Source organism: Brevundimonas vesicularis, assembly GCF_044807075.1.
In the GTDB taxonomy this organism is placed as follows: domain Bacteria; phylum Pseudomonadota; class Alphaproteobacteria; order Caulobacterales; family Caulobacteraceae; genus Brevundimonas; species Brevundimonas vesicularis_G.
Genome location: NZ_CP085234.1, coordinates 1079713 through 1105697, shown reverse-complemented (window position 1 = coordinate 1105697; position 25985 = coordinate 1079713). Strand labels below are relative to the sequence as shown.

Genomic DNA, 25985 nt, shown 5'->3' with positions numbered 1-25985 from the left:
TTAACAACGACTTGGCGCCCCTTGAGTCGGCGACCACCCACGCCATATTGCCGCCACACCCGCCCCGCGCCGCCGCGTCCGCCGGAGAGGAACGCCCATGCCCGTAATCGCGATCGACGGCCTGACGAAGACCTACAAGTCAGGGCATCAGGCGCTGAAGCGCATCGACCTGACGATCAACAAGGGCGAGATTTTCGCACTGCTCGGCCCGAACGGCGCGGGCAAGACCACGCTGATCTCCATCGTCTGCGGCATCGTCACGCCCACGACCGGGACGGTGGTCGCCGACGGCCATGACATCCAGTCCGATTTCCGCGCCGCACGCACCAAGATCGGTCTGGTGCCGCAGGAGCTGACCACCGACGCCTTCGAGACCGTTCTGGCCACCGTCACCTTCAGTCGGGGCCTGTTCGGCAAGGCGCCGAACCCCGCCTTCATCGAGGGCGTGCTGAAAGACCTGTCGCTGTGGGACAAGCGCGACGCCAAGATCATGACCCTGTCGGGCGGGATGAAGCGGCGGGTGATGATCGCCAAGGCCCTGAGCCACGAGCCGGACATTCTGTTCCTGGACGAGCCGACCGCCGGGGTCGATGTCGAGCTGCGCCGCGACATGTGGGCGATGGTCAGGAAGCTGCGCGAGCGCGGCGTGACCATCATCCTGACCACCCATTACATCGAGGAGGCCGAGGAGATGGCCGACCGGGTGGGGGTGATCCTGAAGGGCGAGCTGATCCTGGTCGAGGAGAAGTCGGCCCTGATGAAGAAGCTGGGCAAGAAGACCCTGACGCTGAACCTGATCGAACCGTTGGGCGCTCTGCCCGCCGACCTGTCCGAATGGGACCTGACGCTGAAGAACGAGGGCGGCGAGCTGGAGTACAGTTTCGACGCCAACGCCGACGATACGGGCGTGCCGTCGCTGATCCGCCGGCTTGAGGCGCTGAACATCGGCTTCAAAGACTTGAACACCCGCCAGAGCTCGCTGGAAGACATCTTCGTCAGCCTGGTCCAGCAGAACGGAGCCGCGGCATGACCTTCAACGGATATGGCGTCTGGGCCATCTATCGTTTCGAGATGGCGCGCGCCCTGCGCACCCTGTGGCAGAGCGTGGTCACGCCGGTGATCACCACGGCCCTGTATTTCGTCGTCTTCGGCGGCGCGATCGGCAGCCGGATGCAGGAGGTGGACGGCGTGCCCTACGGCGCCTTCATCGTGCCCGGGCTGATCATGCTCAGCCTGTTCACACAGTCGATCTTCAACGCCTCGTTCGGCATCTACTTCCCCAAGTTTACGGGGACGATCTACGAAATCCTGTCGGCGCCGGTGTCGTCGCTGGAGATCGTGCTGGCCTATGTCGGCGCTGCGGCGACCAAGTCGGCGGTGCTGGGGCTGATCATTCTGGCGACGGCGGCCTTCTTCGTGCCGCTGCAGATCCTGCATCCGGTCTGGATGATGGCCTTTTTGATCCTGATCTCGGTGACCTTCAGCCTATTCGGCTTCATCATCGGCGTCTGGGCCGACGGCTTCGAGCAGCTTCAGATGATCCCAATGCTGGTTGTGACGCCCCTGACCTTCCTGGGCGGCGCCTTCTATTCCATCGACATGCTGCCGGACGGCTGGCGCACGGTGACCCTGTTCAACCCGGTGGTCTATCTGATCTCGGGCTTCCGCTGGGCCTTCTATGGTCAGGGGGATGTGGCCATCGGCGTCAGCGTCGCCGCCACCCTGGCCTTCTTCGCCGTCTGCCTGGGCATCGTCATGTGGATGTTCAAAACCGGCTATCGGCTCAAGAACTGATCCGTCACGAAACGGGCCAGATCGCCAGCGATTGAGAAGACCATGTCCGACGACCAGAAGACCCCGCCCCAGCCCTTCGCCCGCAAGCCGGTGACCTGGGGGCGTATGCCCGCTACGACCTTCCACGTCGGGCCGGTGCCGGTCGCGCCCAATCCGCTGGACCGCATTCCCAATCCGCCGCCGCGCAAGCCCACGCCGCAACAGCAGCAGGCCTCGATCCACACCCAGAGCCTGGCCTCCGGCGTCGCGCCGGCCAAGGGTCAGACGACGCCCGCCAATCCGGCGCCGCGTCCCGCGCCCCGTCCGCAGGGGGCAAGCATCCTGGGCGGTTCGCTGATCCCGACGGCGCGCCCCGCCCAGCCACAGTCTCAACCCCAGGCTCCAACGCCGCCGCAGCCCAGGCCGCAGCCGACGCCGGCCGCTCAACCCGACCTGACCGTGCGCCCCCTGCCCGCGCCCGAGACAACGCCCGCCCCTGCGCCGAAGCCGGTCGCGGCCGAACCTGTCGCCGCCGCCCCAGCGGTCGCGGCCAGACCCGCTGTTTCGCCTGCGGCTGCGCCGATCACGCCCAGCTTCGCCCGTGCGCCCGCCAAGACCTCGCGCCTGCCGCTCTATGTCGGGGTCGGGGTCGTCGCCCTGCTGGTCGTCGGAGGCGGCCTGTGGTTCGCGATGCGTCCCGCCTCGACCCCGGCGACATCCACGCCCGCCGTCTCCGCCGATGCGCCTCTGACCGCCCCGCCGGCCGATACGATTCCTGCCGACGCCGCCCCTGTCGTCGCGACCGAACAGCCCGCGCCCGCTGCGACGACCACGGCGACGCCGCCCGCCCCTGCCGCTTCCGCGCCTGCAACGACGACGCCGCGTTCGACGACGGCCGCCCCCCGCACGCAGACCCCGGCCCAGACCCAGACCCAGGCGCCGGCCGCGACGACGCAACCGACGACGCGGGCGCCGACGACGACCACCCCGGCGCCGTCCACGCCGGCGCCGACCGTCACGACCGAGCCGCTGGTGATCGTGCCGACGGCCCCGACGCCCGCCCCGACCGCGGCACGCCCGTCGAGCAGCGATCCCGACGGTCCGGTGGTGACGCGGCCTCAGCCGCTGGACTGATCGGCGGTTTCGCGCGTTGGGGCAGGTGACGAAACGGCCTTCAGCCCCTACCTACAGGCCATGACCGTTCACGCCTCCCCGCCGCCCATACTCGACGCCGCCGGCGTCGATACCGATGAAGCCCTGTCGATCCTGAAGACGGCCCTGGCCGGCGCCGACGACGGCGAACTGTTCCTGGAGCGGTCCGAGAGCGAGAGCCTGGTGTTCGACGACGGCCGGCTGAAGTCCGCCGCCTATGACGCCACCGAGGGCTTCGGCCTGCGGGTCGTGGCGGGCGAGACGGCCGGTTACGCCCACGCCAACGAAATCTCGGCCGCCGCCCTGCGTCGCGCCGCCGACAGCGCCGCCCTGGCCAAACAGGGGCATGAGGCCCGGGTCGCCGAAGGCCCCCGCGCCACCAATCAGAAACTGTATGGCGAGGTCGATCCCCTCGCCTCGCCCGCCTTCTCTGACAAGATCGCCCTGCTGGCCGAGATCGACGCCTGGGCGCGCGCCCGTGATCCACGTGTGGTTCAGGTGTCCGCCTCCCTGATCGGCGAGCGTCGCGCCATCGAGATCCTGCGCGCCGACGAACGGGCGGTGCGCGATGTTCGCCCCCTCGTCCGGCTGAACGTCTCCGTCACCGTCGAACAGAACGGCAAGCGCGAGAGCGCCTCGTCGGGCGCCGGCGGCCGGGCCGGGTTCGAAGCCTGGGTCGCGCCCGAACGCTGGCAGGCCCAGGTGGACGAGGCCCTGCGTCAGGCCCTGGTCAATCTGGACGCCGTCGATTGTCCGGCGGGCGAGATGGACGTGGTCCTAGGCGCCGGCTGGCCCGGCGTGCTGCTGCACGAGGCCATCGGTCACGGTTTCGAGGGCGACTTCCACCGTAAGGGCTCGTCGGTCTTCAACGGCATGATGGGCCAGCGGGTCGCCGCCCCCGGCGTCACCGTGGTCGATGACGGCTCGATCGCGGGGCGTCGCGGCTCACTGTCGGTCGACGACGAGGGGACGCCCACCTCGCGCACGGTGCTGATCGAGGACGGGATTATGGTCGGGTTGATGCACGACCGGCTGTCGGCGCGGCAGCTGCGCGTGGCCGCGACCGGCAACGGCCGGCGCCAGTCCTTCGCCCATATGCCGATGCCGCGCATGACCAACACCTTCATGGAGGGCGGCAAGGATTCCAAGGCCGACATGATCGCCAATACGAAGCGCGGCCTCTACGCCGCCAACTTCTCGGGCGGCCAGGTGGACATCACCAACGGCAAGTTCGTGTTCCAGTGCAACGAGGCCTATCTGATCGAGGACGGGGTGATCACCGCACCCGTCCGCGGCGCGACCCTGATCGGCGACGGGGCCACGGCCCTGACCAAGATCCAGATGGTCGGCGACGACTTCGCCTTCGATCCGGGCGTCGGCGTCTGCGGCAAGGCCGGACAGGGCGTGCCCGTCGGCATCGGCCAGCCTAGTTTGAAGATCGGCGGTCTGACGGTCGGCGGCACGGCCGTCTAGGCCAGCGGAACCGTATGGCTGCAACGGGTGTTTCCCCGCCATCACTGGAGAGGACACACCATGACCACCGAACGTACCGTCGAACATCCCGATGGCCGCGTCGAGCGCATAAGCGAAAGCAGCGCCGCCCCGACGACCGTCGTTGAGCGCCGCAGCGGCAGCGGCATGGGCGCCATCGTCGCCCTGATTGTCGGCCTCCTGGCCGTGCTCGTGATCGGCTACTTCCTGATGAACATGAACCGCAACGACGCGATCGAGTCCAACGCCGTCGCCGGAGCGGCCGAGAGCGTCGGCAACGCCGCCGAGAACATCGGCGACGCCGCGCGCGACGCCGTTCCGAACCGCAACTAAGTCTAGCGGTCGGATCGCGCGGAAGCGGAGGGGCGCCATTCGGGACCGATCGGTTCCAGCCCCTCCGCCTCCAGCCGATCCAATACGCCGTCCGGCTCGGCCAACAGCCGCAAAGGCGCAATGGCGACGGTGACCCCGGTCTCGGCCAGCGCCTTGTCCACCGCCGTATTCCATATGCGACGCAGATCGTCAGCCTGGGCCATAACAGACCAGTAAGAACAGGCCGTCGCCGCCTTTTCCAAGGGCGAATCCAACACCGCTGGAATCCGTCGCAGACGCCAGTTCTCCGCACGTTGCGCGCCCGCCTCGACCCCGGCCTCGGCCGCCGTCGCCGCAGCCTCGATGCAGTCGAGATAACGTTCGGGCGGCGTCGTCAGAACCTTTTCGATCAGTTCGTCACCCCTGAAGATGCCGACGGGTTCAGCGGGCGTGCGATTGGCGCGTGTCGCTTGGCGTACCAGGCCGGACACCGGACGCCCTCCGCTGCTGTAACCGCCCAGTTCCATCAGATCGCCCGACAGGATCAGCATGCTGTCGCGGGTCGGACCTTCGCCTGTCAGGTTTTCGACCCGGGTCTCAAGGTCCGGGGACAGATAGTCGGCGCTGGTGCGCCCGTTCGGCAAACGCGTCAGCGTCCGAAACCGCCAGATCAGTCGGCCCACATCGGCGAGCGACGCCCGCCCCTCGACGGGAAACAAGACGCGGTCGGCACGATCAACCGCCGAGATGAGAGCGTCGGTGCGCCACTCCATCTTCCTGGGCAAACCGTCGATCGATCCGACCAGGATCAGAACGCTGTCGCCGCGCCGCACCTCCCACATCGGCGCCTCGATCCGGCGGGCGGTGACGACGATATCCTCGACGGCGTCCGAAGGCGCGTCCTGCGCGACGGCAGGCGCGGTCGTCACCGCCGTCGGGGCAAGTAAAAGCAATAGAGAAAATGAGCGTCTGATCATTACATCGCTGTAAACTTTATTACTGTCACCAGTGTAATGAAATCGCTGTAATGATGTCGTCGATTTAATCCACCTTGCGGCCTTGTAACTGGAGATGAACGCGCCGGATCGGCACACCTCTCGCCAACACCCGAGGGGAAGACCAATGACAAAGACCCTGCTGCTGGCCAGCACCGCCCTGCTTTTCACCGCCGGCGTCGCCTTTGCTGCCGACAAGCCGCAAGTCGCCGAGGCCCCCGTGCCGACCGGCCCGACCAACCAGGCGCCCCTGGCCGACGCCAGCCAGCGCGGCGTGCTGGTCTTCACGCCGGACTTCTTCGCCGCCCAGCGCCCCAATACGGCGCTGGACATGGTCAACCGCGTCCCCGGCTTCTCCATCGACAACGGATCGGGCGCGCGCGGCTTCGAAGGGGCGGTAGGCAACGTCCTCATCAACAACAACCGTCCCGCCTCAAAGAACGACTCGGGTTCGAACGTCCTGGGCCGGACCCTGGCCAATCAGGTCGAGCGTATCGAACTGATCCGGGGCGGCGCGCCGGGCATCGACATGCAGGGTTATTCCGTCGTCGTGAACGTCATCCTGAAGACGACCGACAGCCGCCAGTCGATCCTGACCTGGAACGCCATGCTGTTCGAAGGCGGCCATGACATCTATGGCGGCTCCTATCAGTTCACGCAGAACAAGGGCGATCGCAGCTGGGGCGTGACGCTGTCGGACGGCATGGGCTCCAGCGATTCCAACGGCGTCGGCCGGTCGATCCGTCGCAACGCCGCCGGCGATGTCATCCGCGACGAGCGTTTTGAAAACGACGGATGGGGCGGCGGCCAGAGCATTCGCGGCAACTACACCGGCCCGCTGTTCGGCGGAAAGCTTGAAGGCACCGCCCGCTATGGTCTGAACGACTATCAGAACTGGACCGAGCTTTCGTCGCCCACGTCGCTGCGGCGTAGCGACTACGCCGAAGACGGCGATTCCGGTGAGCTGGGCCTGACCTGGACCCGCACCCTGAACCCGCGCTGGACGCTGGAGACGCGTCTGATCCACGAGTTCTCAAGCTTCGACAGCGTCTCGGGCAGCAACGAGACGCTCAACGGGACGGCAGCGCCGGAGCAACAGTTCAAGTCCAACGGCGACTCGTCGGAATCCATCCTGCGCGCCCTGGTGCGTCACGAACGCTCGCCCGCCCTGACGATCGAGGCCGGCGCCGAGATCGCCTACAACATGCTGGACGTGAACCAGGCCTTCACCGTCGGCGGCGTCGACGTGCCGCTGCCCAGCGCCTCGGTCAAGGTCGAGGAGACGCGCGGCGAGGCCTTCAGCAAGGCGACCTGGCGGATCAATCCGAAACTGACGCTGGAAGGCGGGGTGCGCCTGGAAGCCTCCACCATCAGCCAGTCGGGCGATGCGGATCAGGAAAAGAGCTTCTTCTTCGCCAAACCGCGGCTGCTGGCGACCTGGACGCCGATGGCGAACAACCAGCTGCGCTTCCGCTTCGAGCGCGAACTGGGTCAGCTGGACTTCGGCGACTTCGCCGCCTCGGCTGAGCTGGACGACGGCACGGTGTTCGGCGGCAACGTGGATCTGGAGCCGGAACAGCGCTGGATTTCCGAACTTTCCTACGAGCGTCGCTTCTGGGGCGAGGGCGTGGTTTCGATCGGCTATCGCCACGACCGCATCATCGACGTGATCGACCGCCTGCCCCTGCCCGGCGGCCTGTCGGCGACCGGCAACATCGGCGACGGGACATTGGATCAGCTGTCGCTGAACGTGGTGGTGCCGCTGGACAAGGTCGGGATTTCGGGCGCCCGCTTCACCTTCCGCAACGACTGGAACAAGACCAGCGTCACCGACCCGACCACGGGCGAGGACCGCCGCATCTCGGGCGTGCGACCCAGTCAGGCCAACGTCGGCTTCGAGCAGGACATCACCTCGTGGAAGACCCAATGGGGCGTCAACTGGCTGCCGCGTCTGGGGCAGGCGACCTATGATCCGGACCAAACCTTCGCCTGGCGCGGCGCCGACTATCTGGAAGCCTTCGTCGAATACAAGCCCAGCGCGACCCTGTCGCTGCGCGCCCAGCTGAACCTGTGGGACGACTTCACCATGCGCCGCACGGTCTACGCCACCCGCGATCCTCGCACCGTGGCCTTCGTCGAGGAGCGCTCCATCGACCCGCGCACTTTCGTCTCCCTGCGGGTCCGCAAGACCTTCTGAGGCCTAGATCCGCGCAGCAAAAAGCCCCGGCGGATCGCTCCGCCGGGGCTTTTCCGTTGGTTTGTTGCGGATCAGTGGATCCCGGCCATACCCTTTTTGAGCAGGGGCGAGATCAGCAGCAGGAACACGCCGACGCCGACGCCCGTCCAGCCGATGGTGCCAAAGATCGAGCCGTAGGTCTGAAGCGCCAGTTCGGGGCTGGTGACGACCCCGGCGACCGTGTCCGTCGCCGTCGCCTTGGCGATAATGCCGGCGACGATGTGGGCGACCGAGCTGGACAGGAACCAGACCCCCATCATCATGCCGACCACGCGGGCCACCGACAGTTTGGTGATCATCGAAAGGCCGACGGGCGAAAGGCAAAGTTCGCCGATCGTGTGGAAGAAGTAGGTCAGGAACAGGAAGATCAACGGCACCCGGAAAGCGCCGTTGGCCTGCGTCGCCGCTGCCCAGGTCAGCACCAGGAAGCCCAGGCCCACGAAGACAAGGCCGAAGGAGAACTTGACCGGGGTCGACGGCTCCAGCTTGCGTTTGCCCAACCAAACCCACAGGGCGGCGATGATCGGCCCGCCCAGAACGATGATGCCGGGGTTGAAGGTCTGGGTCATGGCGGCGTTGAACCACGACGGCATTTGGGTCGACTGATCGGCGAACAGGGTCAGGGACGACCCGGCCTGTTCGAACAGGGCCCAGAACAGCACGGAGAAGAAGATCAGCACCTGGGCGACCAGCATGCGCGATCGCTCGGCGCCCTTCAGACGGAAGACGGTGAAGCCCACCACTGCGGCGAAGATCACGCCCGCGATCCAAGGTAGGGCCGTCTCGATGATCTCGTGCCGCTGCATCAGCAGCCACGTCGGAATCACGGCGACAATGCCCGCGATCCAGAAGAAGGGCACGAGCGGCACGCCAAGGATCGAGCGGCCTTGGACGGGGACCGGCGGCGCGCCGCGGCCCTCGAGCCACGGTTGGCCCAGGACGAAGGTCAACAGGCCGAACAGCATGCCGATGCCGGCCAGACCGAAACCGTAGGCCCAGCCGTATTTGATGCCGAGATAGGAGCAGGCGATGGTCGCCAGGAACGAACCGAGGTTGATCCCCACGTAAAAGATGGTGAAGCCCCCGTCGCGCCGCGGATCGTTCTCTTCATAGAGCGCGCCTACGACAGTGGAGATGTTGGCCTTCAGGAAGCCCACACCCACGATAATCAGGGCCAGGGCGAGGAATAGCACCGGCTCGCCAAGCGCCAGATCGCGCGTGGTCTCTAGCTTATAGGCGCCGGTCGCGGTGAAGGCCGGGAAGCCAGACCTGGCGGCGGCTTGGGGCGCGGCAGCCGTCGCCGGATCGAGCGCGCCGGTTGGCTGGGCGCCGATCGCCGCACCCGTGGCGACAGCCGCGACATCGGCGGCATTCGCAGCGGAGGGCTCGGCGCCGACGGCGGACACGCCTTCGGGCGATATGGCGACCTGAACCCGCTCATCCCCGTTCACGGCGAAGATGCGGCGGTTTTGGTCGCGGCCTTCGACCTGCAGCTCATAGGTCGTGTCGCCGATGGTAAGGCGTTCGCGCCCCCCCGTGCCCTCGAAGGCCATGGTGAAGTGGCCCAGCACCAAGAGAACTGCGCCGATGATGACGGCCTTGCGCGATCCGAGATAGCGGTCTGCAATCAGGCCGCCGAGGACCGGCATCAGATAAACGAGGGCGGCGTAGGCGGCGTAGATGCCCTGAGCCTCGGCCGGCCCGAACAGGAAGTGCTGCGTCAGATACAGCACCAGCAGGGCGCGCATGCCGTAGTAGGAAAACCGCTCCCACATTTCGGTGAAGAACAGGATCACCAGCCCCCGAGGGTGTCCCAAGAAAGTCTTGCGAGGCGCGAGCGCCCCCCCATCCGTCGCTGTCAACGGCTCACTCCCAACTGCCGCGCCGCTTATCGGGCGCGCGAAAGGCGCATACCCAGCACAGCGGGCAAATCCGAACAAGTGTTAAGGCTGTCGCGGGGGCGGTCACGCGGTGCGCAAGGAAAGCGAAAAACAACCTTAGGTGATGTTCGATGGCGCATATCCTGCTAGGTCGTTCATCAGAAACGCACGCGGTTTCATAATGGGAAGGCGCGCCAGATGTCTGTCAGACCGATCGCGGCTCTCGACCATGAGGCGCTGAACCGGCTGCATCGTCAGGTCGGCTGGCCCGAGCGGTCGCCGGCCGGATGGCGCTGGCTCGAGGCCAATCCGGCGCGTTTGGCGATGGGCGCGCCCGCCGGTTGGGTCGTGGCCGACGAGAATGACAACGGCGTCGCCATGCTGGGCAACTTCATCCAGCGGTTTCGCTACGGCGCCCAGGACCACTTCGGCGCCACCGGGTTTTCGATCATCGTGCCACCCAGCCAGAAGGGCGCCAGCCGCCCTCTTATCCGTACCTTTCTGAAACAGCCAGGCCTGTTCGCCCGCTACACCTTCAACGCCAATGCGCGCTCGGCGCCGCTGTATGGCCTGTTCGACATGAAGCCCTGGCCGGCGCAGACCCACGGCCTGAAGCTGTCGTGGATCACCGATCGTCTGGCCTGCGCTCAGGGTCGAGGTTTGCGCCTGTTGCTGGGCCAAACCTCCGCCGAAACCGCCGCACGGCTGGGCGAGCGGCTGATGAACGGGCGCGTGTTTCGCCAGACGTCGCTGGTGCTGCCGGCTGGGGTGACGATGCTCCGCGATCTGTCGGACGCTTCGCCCTATGCGGACTTCTGGCGCCTGTTGTCACAAGAAGAGCGTCTGCTGGCGGATCGCAGTCCAGAAATCCTGCGCTGGCGGTTGGCGGACCCCGACCTGACCCTGCCGCCGGTCATGCTGGCCTATGTCAGGGATAGCCGCATCGTCGGGATGGCGATGGCGCAGATAACCAAGACCAGTCTGATCGAGCCGCCCTATCTGGATATTGTCGATCTGATCGCGCTGGAGACGGCGCCCGAGGCGATTGGGCTGCTTACCCAGGCGTTGATCGACAACGCCCGCGCGCTGGGGGCCGCCAAGGTGCGGCTGCAGGTGGTGACGCCGCGCCTGCTGTCGCAGTTGGGCGATCTGGCCAAGACGACGCGGCGCGAGGGCGGCTGGGGACACTGCCACGCCATCATCGACAATCCCGCGCTGGCGGCCGCCTGGACGCCGACGCCGTTCGACGGGGACTACGGCATCTGCTCGCGCACGCCGCCGATGCCCAAGGCGTCGGCCGCCGCCGCCATCACGCGCTCGACCTTGGGCGGCCGCGCGGCCAAGGCCTGATCAGATCAGGCCTTGGGGCGAGCCTTCAGCTCGTCGCGAATCTCCGCCAGCAGAGCTTCGGTCGCCGTCGGCGCGGCGGGCGCCGGATCGGGCTTGGCGGCTTCCTGACGACGCAGGGCGTTGATGCCCTTGACCACAAGGAAGACGACCCAGGCGACGATCAGGAACTGGATCACGGTGTTCAGGAAGGCGCCATATTGGATCGCCACCTTCTCGACCGCCTCGGTCGCCGGGTTCTCGGCGCGCAGCACCCATTCCAGTTCCGAGAAATCGATGCCCCCGGTGATCAAGCCGATCGGCGGCATCACCACCTGATCGACCAGGCTTTTGACGATGCCGTTGAAGGCGGCGCCGATGATCACGCCGACCGCCAGGTCCACGACATTGCCCTTGACCGCGAACTCGCGGAATTCCGAAAGCAGGCCCATAGGGTATCCTTAAATAACGATCAGGCGTCGCCCGAGGCGTTCAGCCGCTCGCGCAGCTCCTTGCCGCTCTTGAAGAAGGGGACGGCCTTGGCGGGCACGTCGACGGTCTCACCGGTGCGCGGATTGCGACCTGCGCGCGCCGGCCGCGATCGCACGGACAGGGCGCCGAAACCGCGCAACTCGACCCGGCCGCCCTCAGCCAGCGCCGACGTCATGGTATTGAGGATCGCATTGACCAGCCGTTCCACCTCGGCGTGAGTCAGGTGGGTGTTTTCCGCTGCAAGTTTCTCGATCAGTTCGGACTTGATCATCTGCGCCCCTGCCAGCTCGTTTGGACAGGCCGTTTCGCCCGCCGTCGATCCAGAGCCACACCCTAACCCCCGACCGGCTCTCGAAAAAGCCCTTATCCGACAAAGATGCGCGTCATTCGCAAGAAAAATGTCCGGAGCCGAACACAGCGATGTTTCGAACAGAGAAAAGGGCGGCGAGATCGCTCCCGCCGCCCTCAGTCTTTGTCGCTATCGCAGAGCGCGCGGCGCTCTGCTGAATAAGCGAGATCGCCGCTATCGCAGAGCGCGCGAGCTCTGCTGAATAAGCGAGGCGACCGAAGGACGCGGTGCGCCCTTCGGCTTGAGCCTTACTCCTTGGTGCCGGCGTTCTTCAGCGCGGCGCCCAGGATGTCGCCCAGCGAAGCGCCCGAATCGGACGATCCGAACTGTTCGATGGCTTCCTGCTCGTCCTTCATTTCCAGCGCCTTGATCGACACCGAGACGCGGCGCGAGGCCTTGTCCACGGCGGTGATCATGGCGTCGACGCGGTCGCCGACGGCGAAGCGTTCCGGACGTTGATCGTTGCGGTCGCGCGACAGGTCCGACTTGCGAACGAAGGCCGTGACCGGCGCGTCGTCTTCACCAAACTTGACCTCGATGCCGCCCGACTCGATCGCCGTCACGGTGACGGTGATCTGCTGGCCGCGACGATAGGTGTCGCCCTCACCGATCGGATCGCCGCCCAGCTGCTTGATGCCCAGCGAGACGCGTTCCTTCTCGACGTCGACGTCCAGGACCTTGGCCTTGACCATCTCGCCCTTGCGGTAGCGTTGGATGGCCTCTTCACCCGACACCGACCAGTCGAGGTCGGACAGGTGCACCATGCCGTCGATGTCGTTGTCCAGGCCGATGAACAGGCCGAACTCGGTGGCGTTTTTGACTTCGCCCTCGACGGTCGAACCGATCGGGTTGTTGGCGACGAAGGCGTCCCACGGATTGTCCTGAGCCTGCTTCAGGCCCAACGAGATGCGGCGCTTGGAGGCGTCGACATCCAGAACCACGACGTCGACTTCCTGCGAGGTCGAGACGATCTTGCCGGGGTGGACGTTCTTCTTGGTCCAGGACATTTCCGAGACGTGCACCAGGCCCTCGACACCGGCTTCCAGCTCCACGAAGGCGCCGTAGTCCGTGATATTGGTGATGCGGCCCGTGTACTTGGCGCCGACCGGATACTTGGCTTCCACGCCGTCCCAGGGGTCCGACTGCAGTTGCTTCATGCCCAGCGAGATACGCTGGGTGTCCGGGTTGATCTTGACGATCTGGACCTTGACGGTGTCGCCGACGGCCAGAACCTGGCTCGGGTGCGAAACGCGCTTCCACGACATGTCGGTGACGTGCAGCAGGCCGTCGATGCCGCCCAGGTCGACGAACGCGCCGTAGTCGGTGATGTTCTTGACGACGCCTTCGCGGACTTCACCCTCGGCCAGCTGACCGACCAGTTCCGTGCGCTGTTCGGCGCGGGCTTCTTCCAGGATGGCGCGACGCGAGACGACGATGTTGCCGCGCGGACGGTCCATTTTCAGGATGGCGAAGGGCTGTTCTTTGCCCATCAGCGGGCCGACGTCGCGGACCGGGCGGATGTCGACTTGCGAACCGGGCAGGAAGGCCGAGGCGCCGCCCAGGTCGACGGTGAAGCCGCCCTTGACGCGGCCGACGATGGCGCCGTTGACCGGCTGGCCTTCGGCGAACACGACTTCCAGACGGGTCCAGGCTTCTTCGCGACGGGCCTTGTCGCGGCTGATGACGGCTTCGCCCAGGGCGTTCTCGACGCGCTCCAGGTAAACCTCGACGTTGTCGCCGACCTTGGGCAGGGCGCCGTCATCGCCTTGGCCGAATTCGCGCATGGCGATGCGGCCTTCGGTCTTCAGACCAACGTCGATGATGACGATGTCTTTTTCGATGCCGACGACGCGGCCGTGGACGACCTGGCCTTCGCCGAAGTCGCGACCCGACAGTTGTTCGTCGAGCAGCGCCGAGAAGTCGTCGCGCGTGGGGTTGAGAGTATCAGACATGAAGCTCTGGTGTTTCCAGTGGGGCTGTGGCGCGTGACCGAAGAACGATCCCGCGCGAGGTGGACCCCTGACGCAGCGAAAGGCGGCGCGCGGGGCGATGGGAAAAGATGGAATAAGGTCGTCGGGATGCGAGACCGTTCAGAACGATCAAAACGCCCGCGGAGGCCGAGGGTGGGAGCGTTGGATTTGCGAAGTGGGTCAGAGACCGTGTTTCGCGCGCGCCGCCTCGACGATACGGCGGGCCGCATCGAAGGCGGCCTCTATACCCAGATCGGTCGTGTCCAGCAAGACCGCGTCATCGGCCTGGACCATCGGGGCCGCCCCGCGCCCGGCGTCGCGCTCGTCGCGGCGCTGGATGTCGGCCAGCATGGCGTCAAAGGCGATGTCCGATCCGCGCGCCTTCAGCTGCTTCCAGCGACGCGTGGCCCGCACCTCAGGCGTCGCGGTGACGAACAGCTTGGCCTGAGCGTTCGGCGCAATCACCGTGCCGATGTCGCGTCCGTCGAGAACGGCGCCGCCCGCCTGGGCCGCGAACGCCTGCTGCAGCTCCAGCAGAGCCGCGCGAACGCCGGCAAAGCTGGCGACACGGCTGGCGGCCTCGCCCGCCTCACCTGTCGTCAGGCGCGGATCGTCCGACAGCCCCCCCGCGTCGAGGCCCCGCGCCGCCTGTGTCGCTGCGGCTTCGTCATCCAGCGATCCGCCGTCCGCCAGCACCTTTGCGCCCACAGCCCGGTACAGCAGCCCCGTATCCAGATGCGGCAGGCCATAGGTCTGGGCCAGGCGCGCGGCGATGGTCCCCTTGCCAGAGGCGGCCGGTCCGTCGACGGCGATGATCAGGGTCAAGCAGGTCTCCACAGCGCGTGGCGCACTTCAATCTCGCTCCCAAACGCATGGGAGGCCGAACCTGATAGCGAGGATCGCCCGACCAATCCAGCCGAAGCCCTCAGTCCCGGCGTCCGACCAAATCACGAATTGCAAGGCTGGCCAGCAGGACCGCCAGGCCCGCCCCAGCCGCAACCGACGCCACATAGAAGCCGAGGACACTCCAGAACAGCAGGGGTCGGTCCGCCAACAGAACGTCCGGCCCCTTTCGGTTGTTCAGCACCCCGGCATCCAGGCTTTGGACGATCTCTCGGGCGCCGATCACGCAGAACCAGCCGATCAGGATCGCGATCGCCAGCGTCAGGATCGGCTTGATCCAGCCCGACTTCTCCGGCCGGTTCACGACCATGCCTTCCAACGCGCCAGAACCACGACCGCGAAGGCCGCCAAACCCAGCCACACCAGACAGGCGACGCCGCTCAGCGCCACGGTCGAATAGAAGAAGGCGTCGCCCTCGGCCCTGAGATGCACGGCGCCATGTTTGCCCGAGACCCGGCCTGTCGTCACCCCGTGCCAGACGATCCAGGCCGTCCAGCCGGCTCCGCCCAGACAGGTCAGAAGACCGAGGACCGCGATGCCCCGACCGAGGACGTCGCGCGCGGGCTTCACGCGATCCGCCCGCCCAGCCCGTTCATCATCTCGACGAAGCAGGGGAAGCTGGTGGCGATCATGCCAGGCTCGTCGACCGAGACCGGCTGTTCGGCGGCCAGGCCCAGGACCAGATGGCTCATGGCGATGCGGTGGTCGTGGGCGGTGTGGACCAGGCCGCCTCCACGCACCGCCCCGCCCTGGCCGGCGCCGGTGACGATGAAGCCTTCCGGCTCCTCCTCGACCTGAATGCCGCAGGCGCGCAGCCCCTCGACCATCAGCGAAATCCGGTCGCTTTCCTTGACCCGCATTTCACCCACGCCGCGCATGACGGTGACGCCGTCCGCAAAGGCCGCCGTCGCCGCAAGGATCGGATATTCGTCGATCATGGAGGCGGCGCGATCCTCAGGCACGACCACGCCCTTTAGCGCTGAATGGCGGGCGGTGATGTCGCCGACCTCTTCGCCCCCGGCCTCACGCCGGTTGGTGATGGTCAGGTCGGCGCCCATCTCGATCCAGGTGTCGAACAGGCCGGTGCGAAGCGGGTTCAGCATCACGCCCTCGACCGTGACCTCCGACCCCGGCACGATCAGCCCCGCCGCCAGGGGAAACGCCGCCGAGGACGGATCGCCCGGCACGGCGACGAAGGTCCCCGTCAGGGCCTGACCGCCCTTCAGCGTCACCTTCCAGCCCTCGCCCCTCTCCTCGACGCCCACCTCGGCGCCGAAGGCCCGCAGCATCCGCTCGGTGTGATCGCGGCTCTTTTCGGGCTCGACCACCGAGGTGACGCCCTCGGCGTTCACCCCTGCCAGCAGGATGGCCGACTTCACCTGGGCCGAGGCCACCGTCTGCACATAGTCGATGGCCTTCAGCGCGCCCCCGGTCAGGGCCACCGGGAGTCGATCCTCGGCCGCCTGCCAATCGAACGCCGCCCCCATGTCGGCCAGCGGTCCCGTGACCCGCTTCATCGGACGCTTCCTAAGCGAACCGTCGCCGTCGAACGTCGCCGTCAGCGGATAGCCGGCCGCTGCGCCCATCAGCAGGCGCACCCCGGTTCCGGCGTTGCCGCAGTCGATCACCGACGAAGGCGTCTTAAAGCCGCCCGCCCCCTCGATCCGCCATTTCCCATCACCGATCCGCTCGACCTTGGCGCCGAAGGCTTCGGCCGCGCGGGCGGTGGCCAGAACGTCGTCGCCCTCAAGAAGACCCTCGACCTCGGTCACGCCCGACGCCATTCCACCCAGGATCATCGACCGGTGCGACATCGACTTGTCGCCCGGCGCGCGGACCTTTCCGGTCAGTGCGGAGGCGCGGCGCGAAGTCAGTTGGGACGGCATGATCACCCGCTTCAGGCTATATTGTGCGAAGGGCCGCGCGGGCGGCGCGAAAGACAGCTTTTGACAGCGGGTCAAAGGGGTGGCAAGGGACCGCCCCGAATTCAACCCGTTGAAAGCATCCAAACGTGGCCAATCCCGAACTGGGCGCCAAACAGGTCTGCCCCAACTGCCAGGCGAAGTTTTACGACCTGAACCGTCGCCCCGCACACTGCCCCAAATGCGGAACCGACTTCGATCCCGAAGAGGCGATGAAGCTGCGCAGCCGCCGCGCCCGTCCCGGCTATCCGTCCGACGATGAGGACACGGAAGATCAGGTCAAGGACAAGAAGGTCGACGGCGACGAGGACGAGGAAGACGACGTCAAGACGCCGGAAATCGACGAGGAAGGCCACGAGCCGATCCTGACGCCGGACGACGAGGACGAAGACTCCCCGGCTGACGCCTCGGAAGAAGCCGGCATGGGCTCGACCGACGGCGACGACGATCTGCTGGCCGACGACGATGACGACTCCGTGCCGTTCATCGAAGACGAAGACGACGACTCGATCGACGACGAAATCGCCAAGCCGTCGCGCGACGACGACTGATTTTTTTGGGCCTATCGCGCTTCGCGCTACATGAGGCCCGCCTTTTTGGGGCCTGTGGATAGGCTCAGATTCTTGTTGCACCCGCCGCATTTCCCGTTAGGGAGACGCGGCGGGACAGCAGGCCTTTCACACCTTTCGGTTTGAAAAACCTGCGTATTTTCACCCTTGGGAACGCGGTGAAAATAAATCTCGAAACGGGCTTGATCGCAGAAAAAGCCTGACCTAGTTTCCGCCGCCTCGCCGGGGGCCATCGCAAGATGAACCGGGCGATCCAGACCGACAGGTCCGGGGCTTTAGCTCAGCTGGTAGAGCGCTTGCATGGCATGCAAGAGGTCAGCGGTTCGACTCCGCTAAGCTCCACCAATTTTTCAAGGGGTTAGCAGGAAACTGCTAACCCCTTTTGCTTTCCGGGTAGCACATGGGTAGCAAACCGCGTTACGTGAAAAACTTCTCAGCCTAGTCGTTTTCACTGGGCTGCCGGGGATTTCAGCCGGTTTCGGGGGCTCTCGCCGAAGGGCTCGCATCTCCGGCGAATCAAGACGGCCGGAGGGTCGTTTGCATGTTGACGGCGATGCGCGTCCCCGCCGTTTCAGACTGTGGCAAGCTTCCAGGACCAGGGTCTCGACAAAGACCGGCGATTGCCCACTGAAATCGCCGCGCAACCCTCGCAGCGGTTATGGCTCCGGGCACCGCACAGCCCTAGCTTGTCGAGCCTTCATCTGAGTCTCGCCCCCCATGCCTGCCAGTCCTGAACTCACCGGCGGCGCCGGCTTCACCTTCGAAGACACCGTCGTCGCCTACTATCTCGCTTCCCTTCTCGGGGAGCACACCGCGCGTGGAACTGGAGCCGCTACGGTCAAGGAGGTTCGTGTCCAGCGTGGCGCCTTGGGCGAGCCGCTCGACGACGTCATCGTCGAGAGCGAGGACGGGGGCGAGGGCTCGACCCTGAGCATTCAGGTCAAGCGAAGCTTCATCTTCGCCGACCGGGAGTCCAACGCCGTCTTTCAGGACGTCGTGGCGCGTATCCTTGAAACGATCGCGAAGGCGAGCTTTCGCCACGGACGCGACCGGGTCGGGATCGCGACAGACGAGGTCGATCTGGGCGCCTACCGCCACATCCGCACGCTCTGCGACTGGGCGCGGGACAGCGCGACCGCGCGCGATTTCCACGTCCGGGTCGCCAAACCCGGTTTCGCCGCCGAGACCAAGCGGGCGCTGGTCGCCGCGATCCGATCCGCCCTCGCCAGGGCGTCGGGCGCCCCTGCGGGGGACGAGGAGGTGTTCCAGGTCTTCCGACACCTCGTGGTCATGAGATTCGAACTCCTGGGCGAGGGCGCGGCCGACGCGGACCTAGTGCTGGACCGCATTCGGGGCGTCCTGAGAACCGATGCCGTCGGCGACGGCGGCGACGTCTGGACCGGGCTGCGGGTGATCGCGCGCGAGGCCGCGGGTGAGGCCGGAAGCTTCGTCCGGAGCAACCTCGTCGAAAGGGTCGGCCGCGGGGACCGATTCACGCCCGGCCGGTTCTGGGCGGCAGAGCTCGACCATGTCCGCGCGGAAGCCCGGCTCGCCCTCTCGACCATTCGCCGGACGGTCGACGGCGTCACCCTCGATCGCGACGATCTCGTCGACGAGATCAATCGCCGTTTGCAAGCCGATCGCGTGGTCCAGATCGTCGGCGCCCCGGGCTCGGGCAAGTCCGCCCTGCTCGCGCGCTACGCGACAATGGCGGCGGACCGCGGCTCAGTCCTCGCCCTGCGGGCCGACCGTCTCAGCCCCGGAGGGTGGCCGGCGTATGCGCGGGCCCTGGGTCTCACGGGCGTCGATCCCAGACCGATCCTCCGGGAGATCGCCGCGGCAGGCGACTGCGTTCTGGTGATCGACGCCATCGACCGCGTGCGTCGCGAAGATCGGCAGATCGTCCAGGAGGTGCTCGACGCCGTCTTGACGGAGCCGACGCTCAGGACCTGGCGGGTGCTGGTGACCCTGCGCGATGGCGCCTGGAGCGACGTCGGCCGATGGGCGACCGCCCTCGGGGCTCTGGCAACAAGCCGCGTCGAGGTGACGCCCCTGACCGATCAGGAAGCGACCGATCTGTCGGAGGTCAGGCCGGGCCTTGCCCCGCTCCTCTTCGGCGCCCCCGCCGTGCAGGAGATTTCGCGACGGCCCTTCTTCCTGGACGTGCTGGCCACTGCCATCGGGGACGGCGGAGACCCGATCCCGTCCAGCGAAGCCGAACTGCTGTCTGCCTGGTGGCGTGGAGGCGGCTATGATGCGGAGGGCGCCGTCCGCGCGCGCCGCCAGGAGGTCCTGCTGGCCCTGGCCTCGGCCAGCGCCGCGAATCTCGGTCGCGACGCCCCGGTCCGGGGGCTTGACCATGACGCCATCGAAAGCCTGAAGGCGGACGATATTCTCAAGGATGCCGAGCCAGGCCACACCGTCTCCTTCCGGCACGACATCTTCTTCGAATGGGCGTTCACCCATCGCCTCGTCAGCGCGGGCGCCGACTGGCTCCAGGCGGTCGTCGAGGCGGGCGAGCCACCCGCGCTCGGACGACCGGTCGAACTGCTCTCGCAGCTCCGCTTCGACGCCGACCGGGCTTGGGCCGCCCAGCTCGATCGGCTGGAAGCCGCGCATAGCCGATCGCAATGGCGCCGCTCATGGATGATGGCGCCGCTGTCATCGCCGCGCTTCGAGGAGAGAGCCTCGACCTTCACCGCAGCATTTTTCGTTCTGGGCGATTCCAGCCGATTGCGACAACTGCTGACGTGGTTCCAGGCGGTGAGGACCCGCCCCGGCAAGGGGCTCGACGGACTGCCGCCCTACGACGCCCTGTCCTCGACCGACCGGATCCGCCTGGCCGACATGATGGCCGAGCCCGCAGACTATCGGGCGTGGAGACGGTTGCTCGACTGGCTGCTGGCGCAACAGGGCCAGGTTCCGGTGTCCCTCTGGCCAACCGTCCTTACCCTCGCGGAGATCTGGCAGTCAGCCCTTACCAGGATTCCAAACACGACCACCGAAGGCCTTGTGGCGCTTGAGGAGCATTGGCTCCTTGCGCTGGAGGCCCACCAGAATCCGACAGAGCCGCGCACCTTGCCGGGACGGTTCGGCGGCATGGATCACAACGCGCAGGACCAGTTCGCCGATCGGCTCCGGACCCAGATCTTCAGGGCCGCGCTGGCTTATCCCGATCCCACGATCCGCTATCTCCGAGCGCTGGATGGCTCGCGCCGGGGCGGCCGCCATGTCTGGCGGTCCGTCATGGAATCGGCCGCCTGGGTGGCAAAGGCCGCGCCAGCCCTGCTCGTCGACGCCTTCCTCGCGGAAATGCTGGAGACCCTGCCCAAGGAGAAACTGCGACTGGAGCTGGAAAGCGACCGCCAGCGCCGGGACGAAGCCTTGAAGCATCCGGCGGGTTCGCGCGAGAGGAGCCTGCTGATGCCCTCGTTCCTCGGCGGGATGGTCGATCACCACGACTGGGACAAGCTGTCGCTCGATCGGCGGGCAGACCTGTTCTACCCGCCCTCGCCCCAGACCGAGCCCTTCAATGCTCTCTTCAGACATGCCCCGGGCGAGGCGCTCCGCCTGGTCAAGTCGATCGCCGATCACGCCGTTTCGTCCTGGCTCGAACTGCATGACCTGGATCCCGAGGACGGGGGCACGCCCGTCCCCCTCGTTCTCGCGTTCCCCTGGGGCTTGGAGACCTTCTGGGGCGGCGAGCGAGAATACGTCGCCTTCCGGGCTGCCTTCGCGCCGCCGATGCTCGAGGCCGCGCTGATGGCCCTCGAGGACTGGGCGTTCCGGGAGCAGGAAGGCGGGCGCGACGTCGACGAGATCCTGTCCGACGTCCTTAAGGGGACGCGCCATAACGCCTTCCTCGGAATCGCGGCTGCGCTGGCGGTCACGACGAACCGGGCCTCGGCCACGACCCTGCCCCTGATCAGCAGCCAGCGGCTCTGGAACTGGGATGTGCGGCGGCTCGTGAAGATCGACCATGACAGCTCGTTCAACATCCTGGGTTCCCGGCCGGGGACGCCAGCCGCGATAGCCCTCCAGCGGGCAAACCAGCGACCCTGCCGCAAGACCGACATCCGGCAGATCGCGATCCTGTTCGCCCTGTCGTCCGATGACACCCTGCGCCGGCCCTTCCTCGCCGCCGCAAGCACCTTCTCGGCGGAGGGTGGACTCGATCTGGAAGAGGAACGCCAGGACGACGCCCTCATGGACGATCGCCGTCGCACTGCGGAAATCTGGGCGAGGATGGGCGATCCCGCACACTACAGGATGCGCGAGGCGGAGGACGGGATCGAGATTGCGTTCGAGCCGCCGCCCATCGAAGACGAGACCGTCATTGAGCAGGAGGCGGCCCGGGGATCCATGTTCCGGTGGATGCGGCTTGAGACCTGGGCGGCCGATCGCATGGGCGTCCGCCCCGCCGGCCCGGACATGACGCTGGACGAGGCCATCTCTGAGGCGCGCGCCCTGGACGCCCCTGACCTGTTCGAGGTCCGTTGGGAAACGGGCTCGCTGGAGGAGATCCGCCGCGCGGGGGTGGCCGGCGTCGCCGCCGCCGTCCTGGCCGATGACGCTTTCGAGGCGGCGGAGGTTCTTGCCTGGGCCGCCGATGTGACGTTCCGGGCGGCGGCCACGCCGCTTCCAAACGACGGCATGACAGTTCCCGAGACGACCCTCTCTTTCCATCCGCTGAACTATGTGCCCGCCGCGCTGGCGGGGATGATCCGCAGGGACCTGGATCAACCGGCTGCCCTGCGCGACTTGCTGGGCCTGGTCACCCATCCCCTGATCGAGGCATCGGCGAGCGCTGCCGGCGAGATTTACGCCCTTGGCGACCACCATCCCGCGCTCGCCAAAGCCGCCCTCTGCCTGGCGCTCTCCCTCTCCATCCGCTCCGATCTTTCTCGTCGCTATTGGGGCGACCGCGACGGTGCGCGAGCCGTCCGTCAGCAGGCGCTCCAGGCCGCGACCGTGCACGCGTTCGCCGTAGCCTTCGAGGACGCGGAGCCGACCCTCCCCGTTCTTCCGATCCCGCTGGCGTCTGAGGACGCCGAAGATGAAGATTGGGGAGACGAGGGCGAGGAAGCCCTTACCTCGGAGACGATGCTCGACACCGGCTTCCTGTCGGCGCACCTGCCGCCGCTGTTGATCCTGGGCCGGACGCCGGAGGGCGCGGCGATCCTTCGCCCCGTGGCCCTGAATCTGCTCGCCTGGACGGTCGCGAAGCTACGGACCCTGTCCCGCGGCGATCGGGATGCCTCGCGACTGCACCGGTGGCGATTCGACGTCATGAACTGGATGGCCCGCGTCGCGGCCGGCGATCCCGACATCGACCCGGTCGGCGACATCGTCGCGCCGGCGGCGGCCCTCAACGACGCGCCCTTCTGCGCGTTGATGATGCCGTTCGTCAGCGTCGTCGTAGGGAACCGGGTCTGCGACGCCAAGACCCTAGACCCCCGCGCCATCGAGATCATGTCCGCGGTCGCGACGCGGCTGGCCGGTTTGACGAAGACCCGACGCGGGGATCTGCCGGACGAGGCCCACCTCCTGATCCAGGATCTGCTGTGCATCGGGGTCACTGACGCGCCAGCCAGCCGCAGGTTCGCCAATGGCGACTGGCGCGACCTGCCCATGGTCCTGCCAGTATCGACGACTTTGTTCGACGGCCTGGCTGAGCTTCCCGGCTTCGTCGCAATCTGGCTGCGGTTCGTCGAAGCGGCCCGCACCACCTACCCGATCGATCTGTTCGCCGACCAGTTGACCGAGGCGTTCGCTCGCGAGTCCCCGCGCAACCCGTTGAGTGCGGCCGGTCTGCACCCTCGTATCGGCTCCCTGATCCAGTTCATCATCGACAGGGACGAAGCGCCTGCGCCTGAGACCCAGGACAAGCTGTTGCGAATCCTCGATGTTCTCGTCGATGCGGGAGACCGGCGCGCCGCCTCGCTTCAGCAGAGCGAAAGCTTCCGAGGCCGCCGCCGCGCCGCAGAGGGCGCAGCCTCGTGACGCTCGACGGTTTCCTTACCGTCCTTGCGCTGCTCGCGGCCGTCTACGCCGTACTTTCTCCGGTGCAGCGCATGCGGGCGACCCTGTCGTGGCGCGCCCAGGTCTTGCTCGCTCTTCCGGCCTGCGGCCTGATCCTCGGCTTCGAGCTGTTCGACTGGCGCCCGCCAGCCTGCCTACCCGGCCTCGAAGGCCTGTGCGGCCCCTTGGTTCTGGGCGGCGATGACCCGGGGCCGGCCCGAAAGTTCGCCTTCCTCCTGGCGTTCGCCTGGCTCGTCGCGTCCGTGATCATCCATCAGAGGACCCGGCCTTCGCTTGGGACGCTGCCGGCCTTCGTCCGCCTCGCCACAGCCTTGATCGACGACGAGCAGTACGGCGACGCCTTCAAGCTGCTCGAGCCCAACATCGCGCTTGTCGCCCGAGCGAGCCGCCGCGCGACCCGCCGTCAGCGTCTTCGCCGCTGGCTTGAGCAGTTCGGTCCGCCCAGGCCGGGGTCGTTCGAGGCCTTCGTACGTCGGCCAGGTCGGCACGGTCGACGCCGGTTCCTGGGCGAGACCTGGCCCCGGTGGGCCGCGACGCCCGTCCGGGCCCTGGCGGCCCTCGTTCCCGCCGACCGGCGCGCAGAACAGTCCGCCGAGGATCTGATGCGACTCCTGCTGACGTCGCCCCGGGTGCTCGACCATGTCGTTGAGCGGCGTCCGCACTTCGCCGCCTGTCTGGTCGTGGAGCCGGTGTTCGGCGACACCGAGTTCACCTCGCGGGTCCTGACGCGGATGATCGCCGACCCGTCTAGCGCTCTCTACCACGAACTCTCCACCAACGACGCCTCGGACGGTCTGATTGGCTACCGGCTGGAGGCGAGAAACCGGCTCCTGTATTTCTTCTTCTCGGACGCGCGCGTGGCGGAACGGCTTTCGGTCTGGAAGCCCGTGGGGGACTATGTGAACCGCCTGCTGAAGGGAGACGAACGCCCCGACTATCCTGCCTGGCTGAACGAACCCGGCTCTGACTTCGACGGCGAGAAGATGCAGGATCCGACGTGGATGGGGCTATTCTTCTTCGACCTGATGGTGACCTCGGCGGCGCGTCAGGACGTGGGCTACCACATGTGGCTCCTCTACCTCCCGCTTTTCGCCCGTAGTCTAGAGGCCGGTTACGACTCTGACGACGTGGATCGAGATAGGGAGTTTCCGACCCGCGGTGCGCGACTCCTCTATGAAATCGTCAACTTCCTTTCGGGATGGGTGGCCCTCTTCGATCACCTCCCTGCCGACTCCCGGACGCGCAGCCTCCCGACGAAGTTCGAGCCCGGCGAGATTCCCCCCACTGCCGCCCTTGCGCTGGTCGAAGTGTTGCAGCTCGTTGTCACCTCGACCCGAATAGACCCGGAGGTTGCCGGCCTGCTGCACCGCGTTGCACTCCGCACCCTGCGCGCGCTTCCCGAAGAAGCGGGCGAGGCGCAATCCTTCCGGTCATGGTTCATTGCGGCCCTTCTCCGTGGGGACCATGGCGCGGGGACAGGTTCTACAGGATGCGGCTCGCAGACCTGTTCGACCAGGAAGACAGCTTCGACCGCTACGAGATCGGGGACTACGAGGCGGCACTGGCGGCCGCCCTTGAGCGGGACGCCCAAGCCTGAAGGACCGGTCGCAACCTTGCCTATGGCGGCGACGAGACACAGCCGCTATGCCGCCGTCATGACCGATAGCCAAACCAGTGTTCCACAACCGGGGCTGAAGGAGGAGTATCTCGCGCTCCTCGACGCTCAAGAACGCGAGCAGGTCTATCAAGCCTTTCTGGAGCGCCACACCCGATTGATCCCCCGAGAGTTCATTCAGAACCACGGGCTCCATTTCGGAACTGTGCTGCGCAAACTCCGGTTCGGAGCCGAGTACGCGTGCGATTTCTTCTACATGTCGAAGAGTTCGGACGACTGGAACATCGTCTTCGTCGAAATCGAAAAGCCGGGAAGCCGGTTCTTCCGCGACAACTCCAACGCCCTGCATCCGGATTTCCAGGCCGGACTGCAGCAGATCAACCGCTGGCGCGCCTGGTTATCATCGCCGGAAAACGTGGCCGCCTTCATGGCGACAACCGTCGCTCCCCTCCATCTGCCCCTCGTCATGCGACGAAATCCGGTCCGTCCGAAGTTTGTTCTCGTCCACGGCCGGCGCGGAGAATATGGCGACAACGACCTTCGCCGGGCCATCATCGCGGCGGAGGAGCGAGATGACTTTAAAATCCTCAGTTTCGATAGTCTCGCCGAGGGCCTCCCCTACAAGCATGACTGCTTCATCGGCGTGAAGCGCAATGAGACGATAGAGCTTCGGGGCGACTCTGTAGTCGTGCCGGAAATTTTCGGCTGGATTGAGCCGACCCAGTTCGTCGTCACACCGGCGCTCAGAGACGCGATCCGCGCTCAGATCGCGCTCGGGCCGGTTCAGTTGCGGCACGACGGCGTGAGCTTCACCGACGCCTATGCATTCGTGGCGGACCGGATCCGGGTTCGCGCCGGTGCCGGAATCGAAGAAGGCGACGCGATTGACCCGGCGATTGGAGACCAGCCGAACGACCTCGCGTGATGGTCGGACTGCCACCACACTCCGCTCAGGATT

19 protein-coding genes and 1 tRNA gene are annotated in these 25985 nt (G+C 66.6%); 11 read left to right on the top strand and 9 right to left on the bottom strand.

What is annotated here, in order from left to right:
* The first annotated feature begins 97 nt into the window (after positions 1–97).
* From LG306_RS05385 to LG306_RS05365, 5 genes are read left to right on the top strand one after another with little or no spacing between them, the layout of a single operon-like run.
* Positions 98–1030 (top strand): ABC transporter ATP-binding protein, encoded by a 933-nt coding sequence (locus LG306_RS05385; protein WP_404418777.1) that lies wholly within the window; start codon positions 98–100, stop codon positions 1028–1030.
* On the top strand, positions 1027–1794 hold the full coding sequence (locus LG306_RS05380) for an ABC transporter permease (RefSeq protein WP_404418775.1): 768 nt from the start codon (positions 1027–1029) through the stop codon (positions 1792–1794). The genes LG306_RS05385 and LG306_RS05380 overlap by 4 nt, the downstream gene beginning before the upstream one ends.
* 42 nt (positions 1795–1836) lie before the next feature.
* Complete coding sequence (locus LG306_RS05375; RefSeq protein WP_404418773.1) at positions 1837–2907, top strand: hypothetical protein; 1071 nt, start codon at positions 1837–1839, stop codon at positions 2905–2907.
* A gap of 60 nt (positions 2908–2967) precedes the next feature.
* Positions 2968–4398 carry a metalloprotease TldD gene (tldD, locus tag LG306_RS05370; RefSeq protein ID WP_404418771.1) on the top strand — a complete coding sequence of 477 codons (1431 nt, stop codon included), beginning with the start codon at positions 2968–2970 and terminating at the stop codon, positions 4396–4398.
* Between the two features lie 60 nt (positions 4399–4458).
* Positions 4459–4749, top strand: a complete 291-nt coding sequence (locus tag LG306_RS05365; protein WP_017504370.1) for a hypothetical protein — start codon at positions 4459–4461, stop codon at positions 4747–4749.
* 2 nt (positions 4750–4751) lie between these two features.
* Here the strand turns inward: LG306_RS05365 and LG306_RS05360 are convergent, their stop codons facing one another.
* A complete protein-coding gene (locus tag LG306_RS05360; protein WP_404418769.1) occupies positions 4752–5657 on the bottom strand; it encodes a TraB/GumN family protein in 906 nt (301 codons plus the stop codon).
* A gap of 193 nt (positions 5658–5850) precedes the next feature.
* Between LG306_RS05360 and LG306_RS05355 the strand changes: the two genes are divergently transcribed.
* Positions 5851–7920: a TonB-dependent receptor plug domain-containing protein gene (locus LG306_RS05355; protein ID WP_404418767.1), complete on the top strand. Its 2070-nt coding sequence runs from the start codon at positions 5851–5853 to the stop codon at positions 7918–7920.
* 71 nt (positions 7921–7991) lie between these two features.
* Here the strand turns inward: LG306_RS05355 and LG306_RS05350 are convergent, their stop codons facing one another.
* On the bottom strand, positions 7992–9776 hold the full coding sequence (locus tag LG306_RS05350; RefSeq protein WP_404418765.1) for a peptide MFS transporter: 1785 nt from the start codon (positions 9774–9776) through the stop codon (positions 7992–7994).
* Between the two features lie 261 nt (positions 9777–10037).
* Here LG306_RS05350 and LG306_RS05345 point away from each other — a divergent pair, with 261 nt between their 5' ends.
* Entirely contained in the window at positions 10038–11189 is a 1152-nt protein-coding gene (locus tag LG306_RS05345) for an N-acetyltransferase (RefSeq protein ID WP_404418763.1), read from the top strand.
* A gap of 5 nt (positions 11190–11194) precedes the next feature.
* On the opposite strand, the gene mscL is transcribed toward LG306_RS05345, so the two are convergent.
* The 7 genes from mscL to aroA form a co-directional block, all read right to left on the bottom strand.
* Positions 11195–11617, bottom strand: a complete 423-nt coding sequence (gene mscL, locus LG306_RS05340; protein WP_017504365.1) for a large-conductance mechanosensitive channel protein MscL — start codon at positions 11615–11617, stop codon at positions 11195–11197.
* Positions 11618–11637: 20 nt separating this feature from the next.
* Positions 11638–11928, bottom strand: coding sequence for an integration host factor subunit beta (locus tag LG306_RS05335; RefSeq protein ID WP_404418761.1), 291 nt, complete (start codon positions 11926–11928; stop codon positions 11638–11640).
* Positions 11929–12254: 326 nt separating this feature from the next.
* Positions 12255–13958: a 30S ribosomal protein S1 gene (gene rpsA / locus LG306_RS05330; protein ID WP_404418759.1), complete on the bottom strand. Its 1704-nt coding sequence runs from the start codon at positions 13956–13958 to the stop codon at positions 12255–12257.
* Between the two features lie 198 nt (positions 13959–14156).
* Complete coding sequence (gene cmk, locus LG306_RS05325; RefSeq protein ID WP_404418757.1) at positions 14157–14801, bottom strand: (d)CMP kinase; 645 nt, start codon at positions 14799–14801, stop codon at positions 14157–14159.
* A 100-nt stretch (positions 14802–14901) separates the two neighbouring features.
* Positions 14902–15183: a hypothetical protein gene (locus LG306_RS05320; RefSeq protein ID WP_404418755.1), complete on the bottom strand. Its 282-nt coding sequence runs from the start codon at positions 15181–15183 to the stop codon at positions 14902–14904.
* Complete coding sequence (locus LG306_RS05315) at positions 15180–15449, bottom strand: hypothetical protein (protein WP_404418753.1); 270 nt, start codon at positions 15447–15449, stop codon at positions 15180–15182. The genes LG306_RS05320 and LG306_RS05315 overlap by 4 nt, the downstream gene beginning before the upstream one ends.
* Positions 15446–16768: a 3-phosphoshikimate 1-carboxyvinyltransferase gene (aroA, locus tag LG306_RS05310; RefSeq protein WP_404419652.1), complete on the bottom strand. Its 1323-nt coding sequence runs from the start codon at positions 16766–16768 to the stop codon at positions 15446–15448. The genes LG306_RS05315 and aroA overlap by 4 nt, the downstream gene beginning before the upstream one ends.
* A 122-nt stretch (positions 16769–16890) precedes the next feature.
* Here aroA and LG306_RS05305 point away from each other — a divergent pair, with 122 nt between their 5' ends.
* The 4 genes from LG306_RS05305 (at position 16891) to LG306_RS05290 (ending at position 25952) form a co-directional block, all read left to right on the top strand.
* Positions 16891–17352 (top strand): TIGR02300 family protein, encoded by a 462-nt coding sequence (locus tag LG306_RS05305; RefSeq protein ID WP_055752793.1) that lies wholly within the window; start codon positions 16891–16893, stop codon positions 17350–17352.
* A 287-nt stretch (positions 17353–17639) separates the two neighbouring features.
* A tRNA-Ala gene (locus LG306_RS05300) sits at positions 17640–17715 on the top strand.
* A 372-nt stretch (positions 17716–18087) separates the two neighbouring features.
* Positions 18088–23373 (top strand): NACHT domain-containing protein, encoded by a 5286-nt coding sequence (locus tag LG306_RS05295; protein WP_404418751.1) that lies wholly within the window; start codon positions 18088–18090, stop codon positions 23371–23373.
* Entirely contained in the window at positions 23370–25952 is a 2583-nt protein-coding gene (locus LG306_RS05290) for a Shedu immune nuclease family protein (protein WP_404418749.1), read from the top strand. Before LG306_RS05295 ends, LG306_RS05290 begins: the two co-directional genes overlap by 4 nt.
* The last annotated feature ends 33 nt before the right edge of the window (positions 25953–25985 follow it).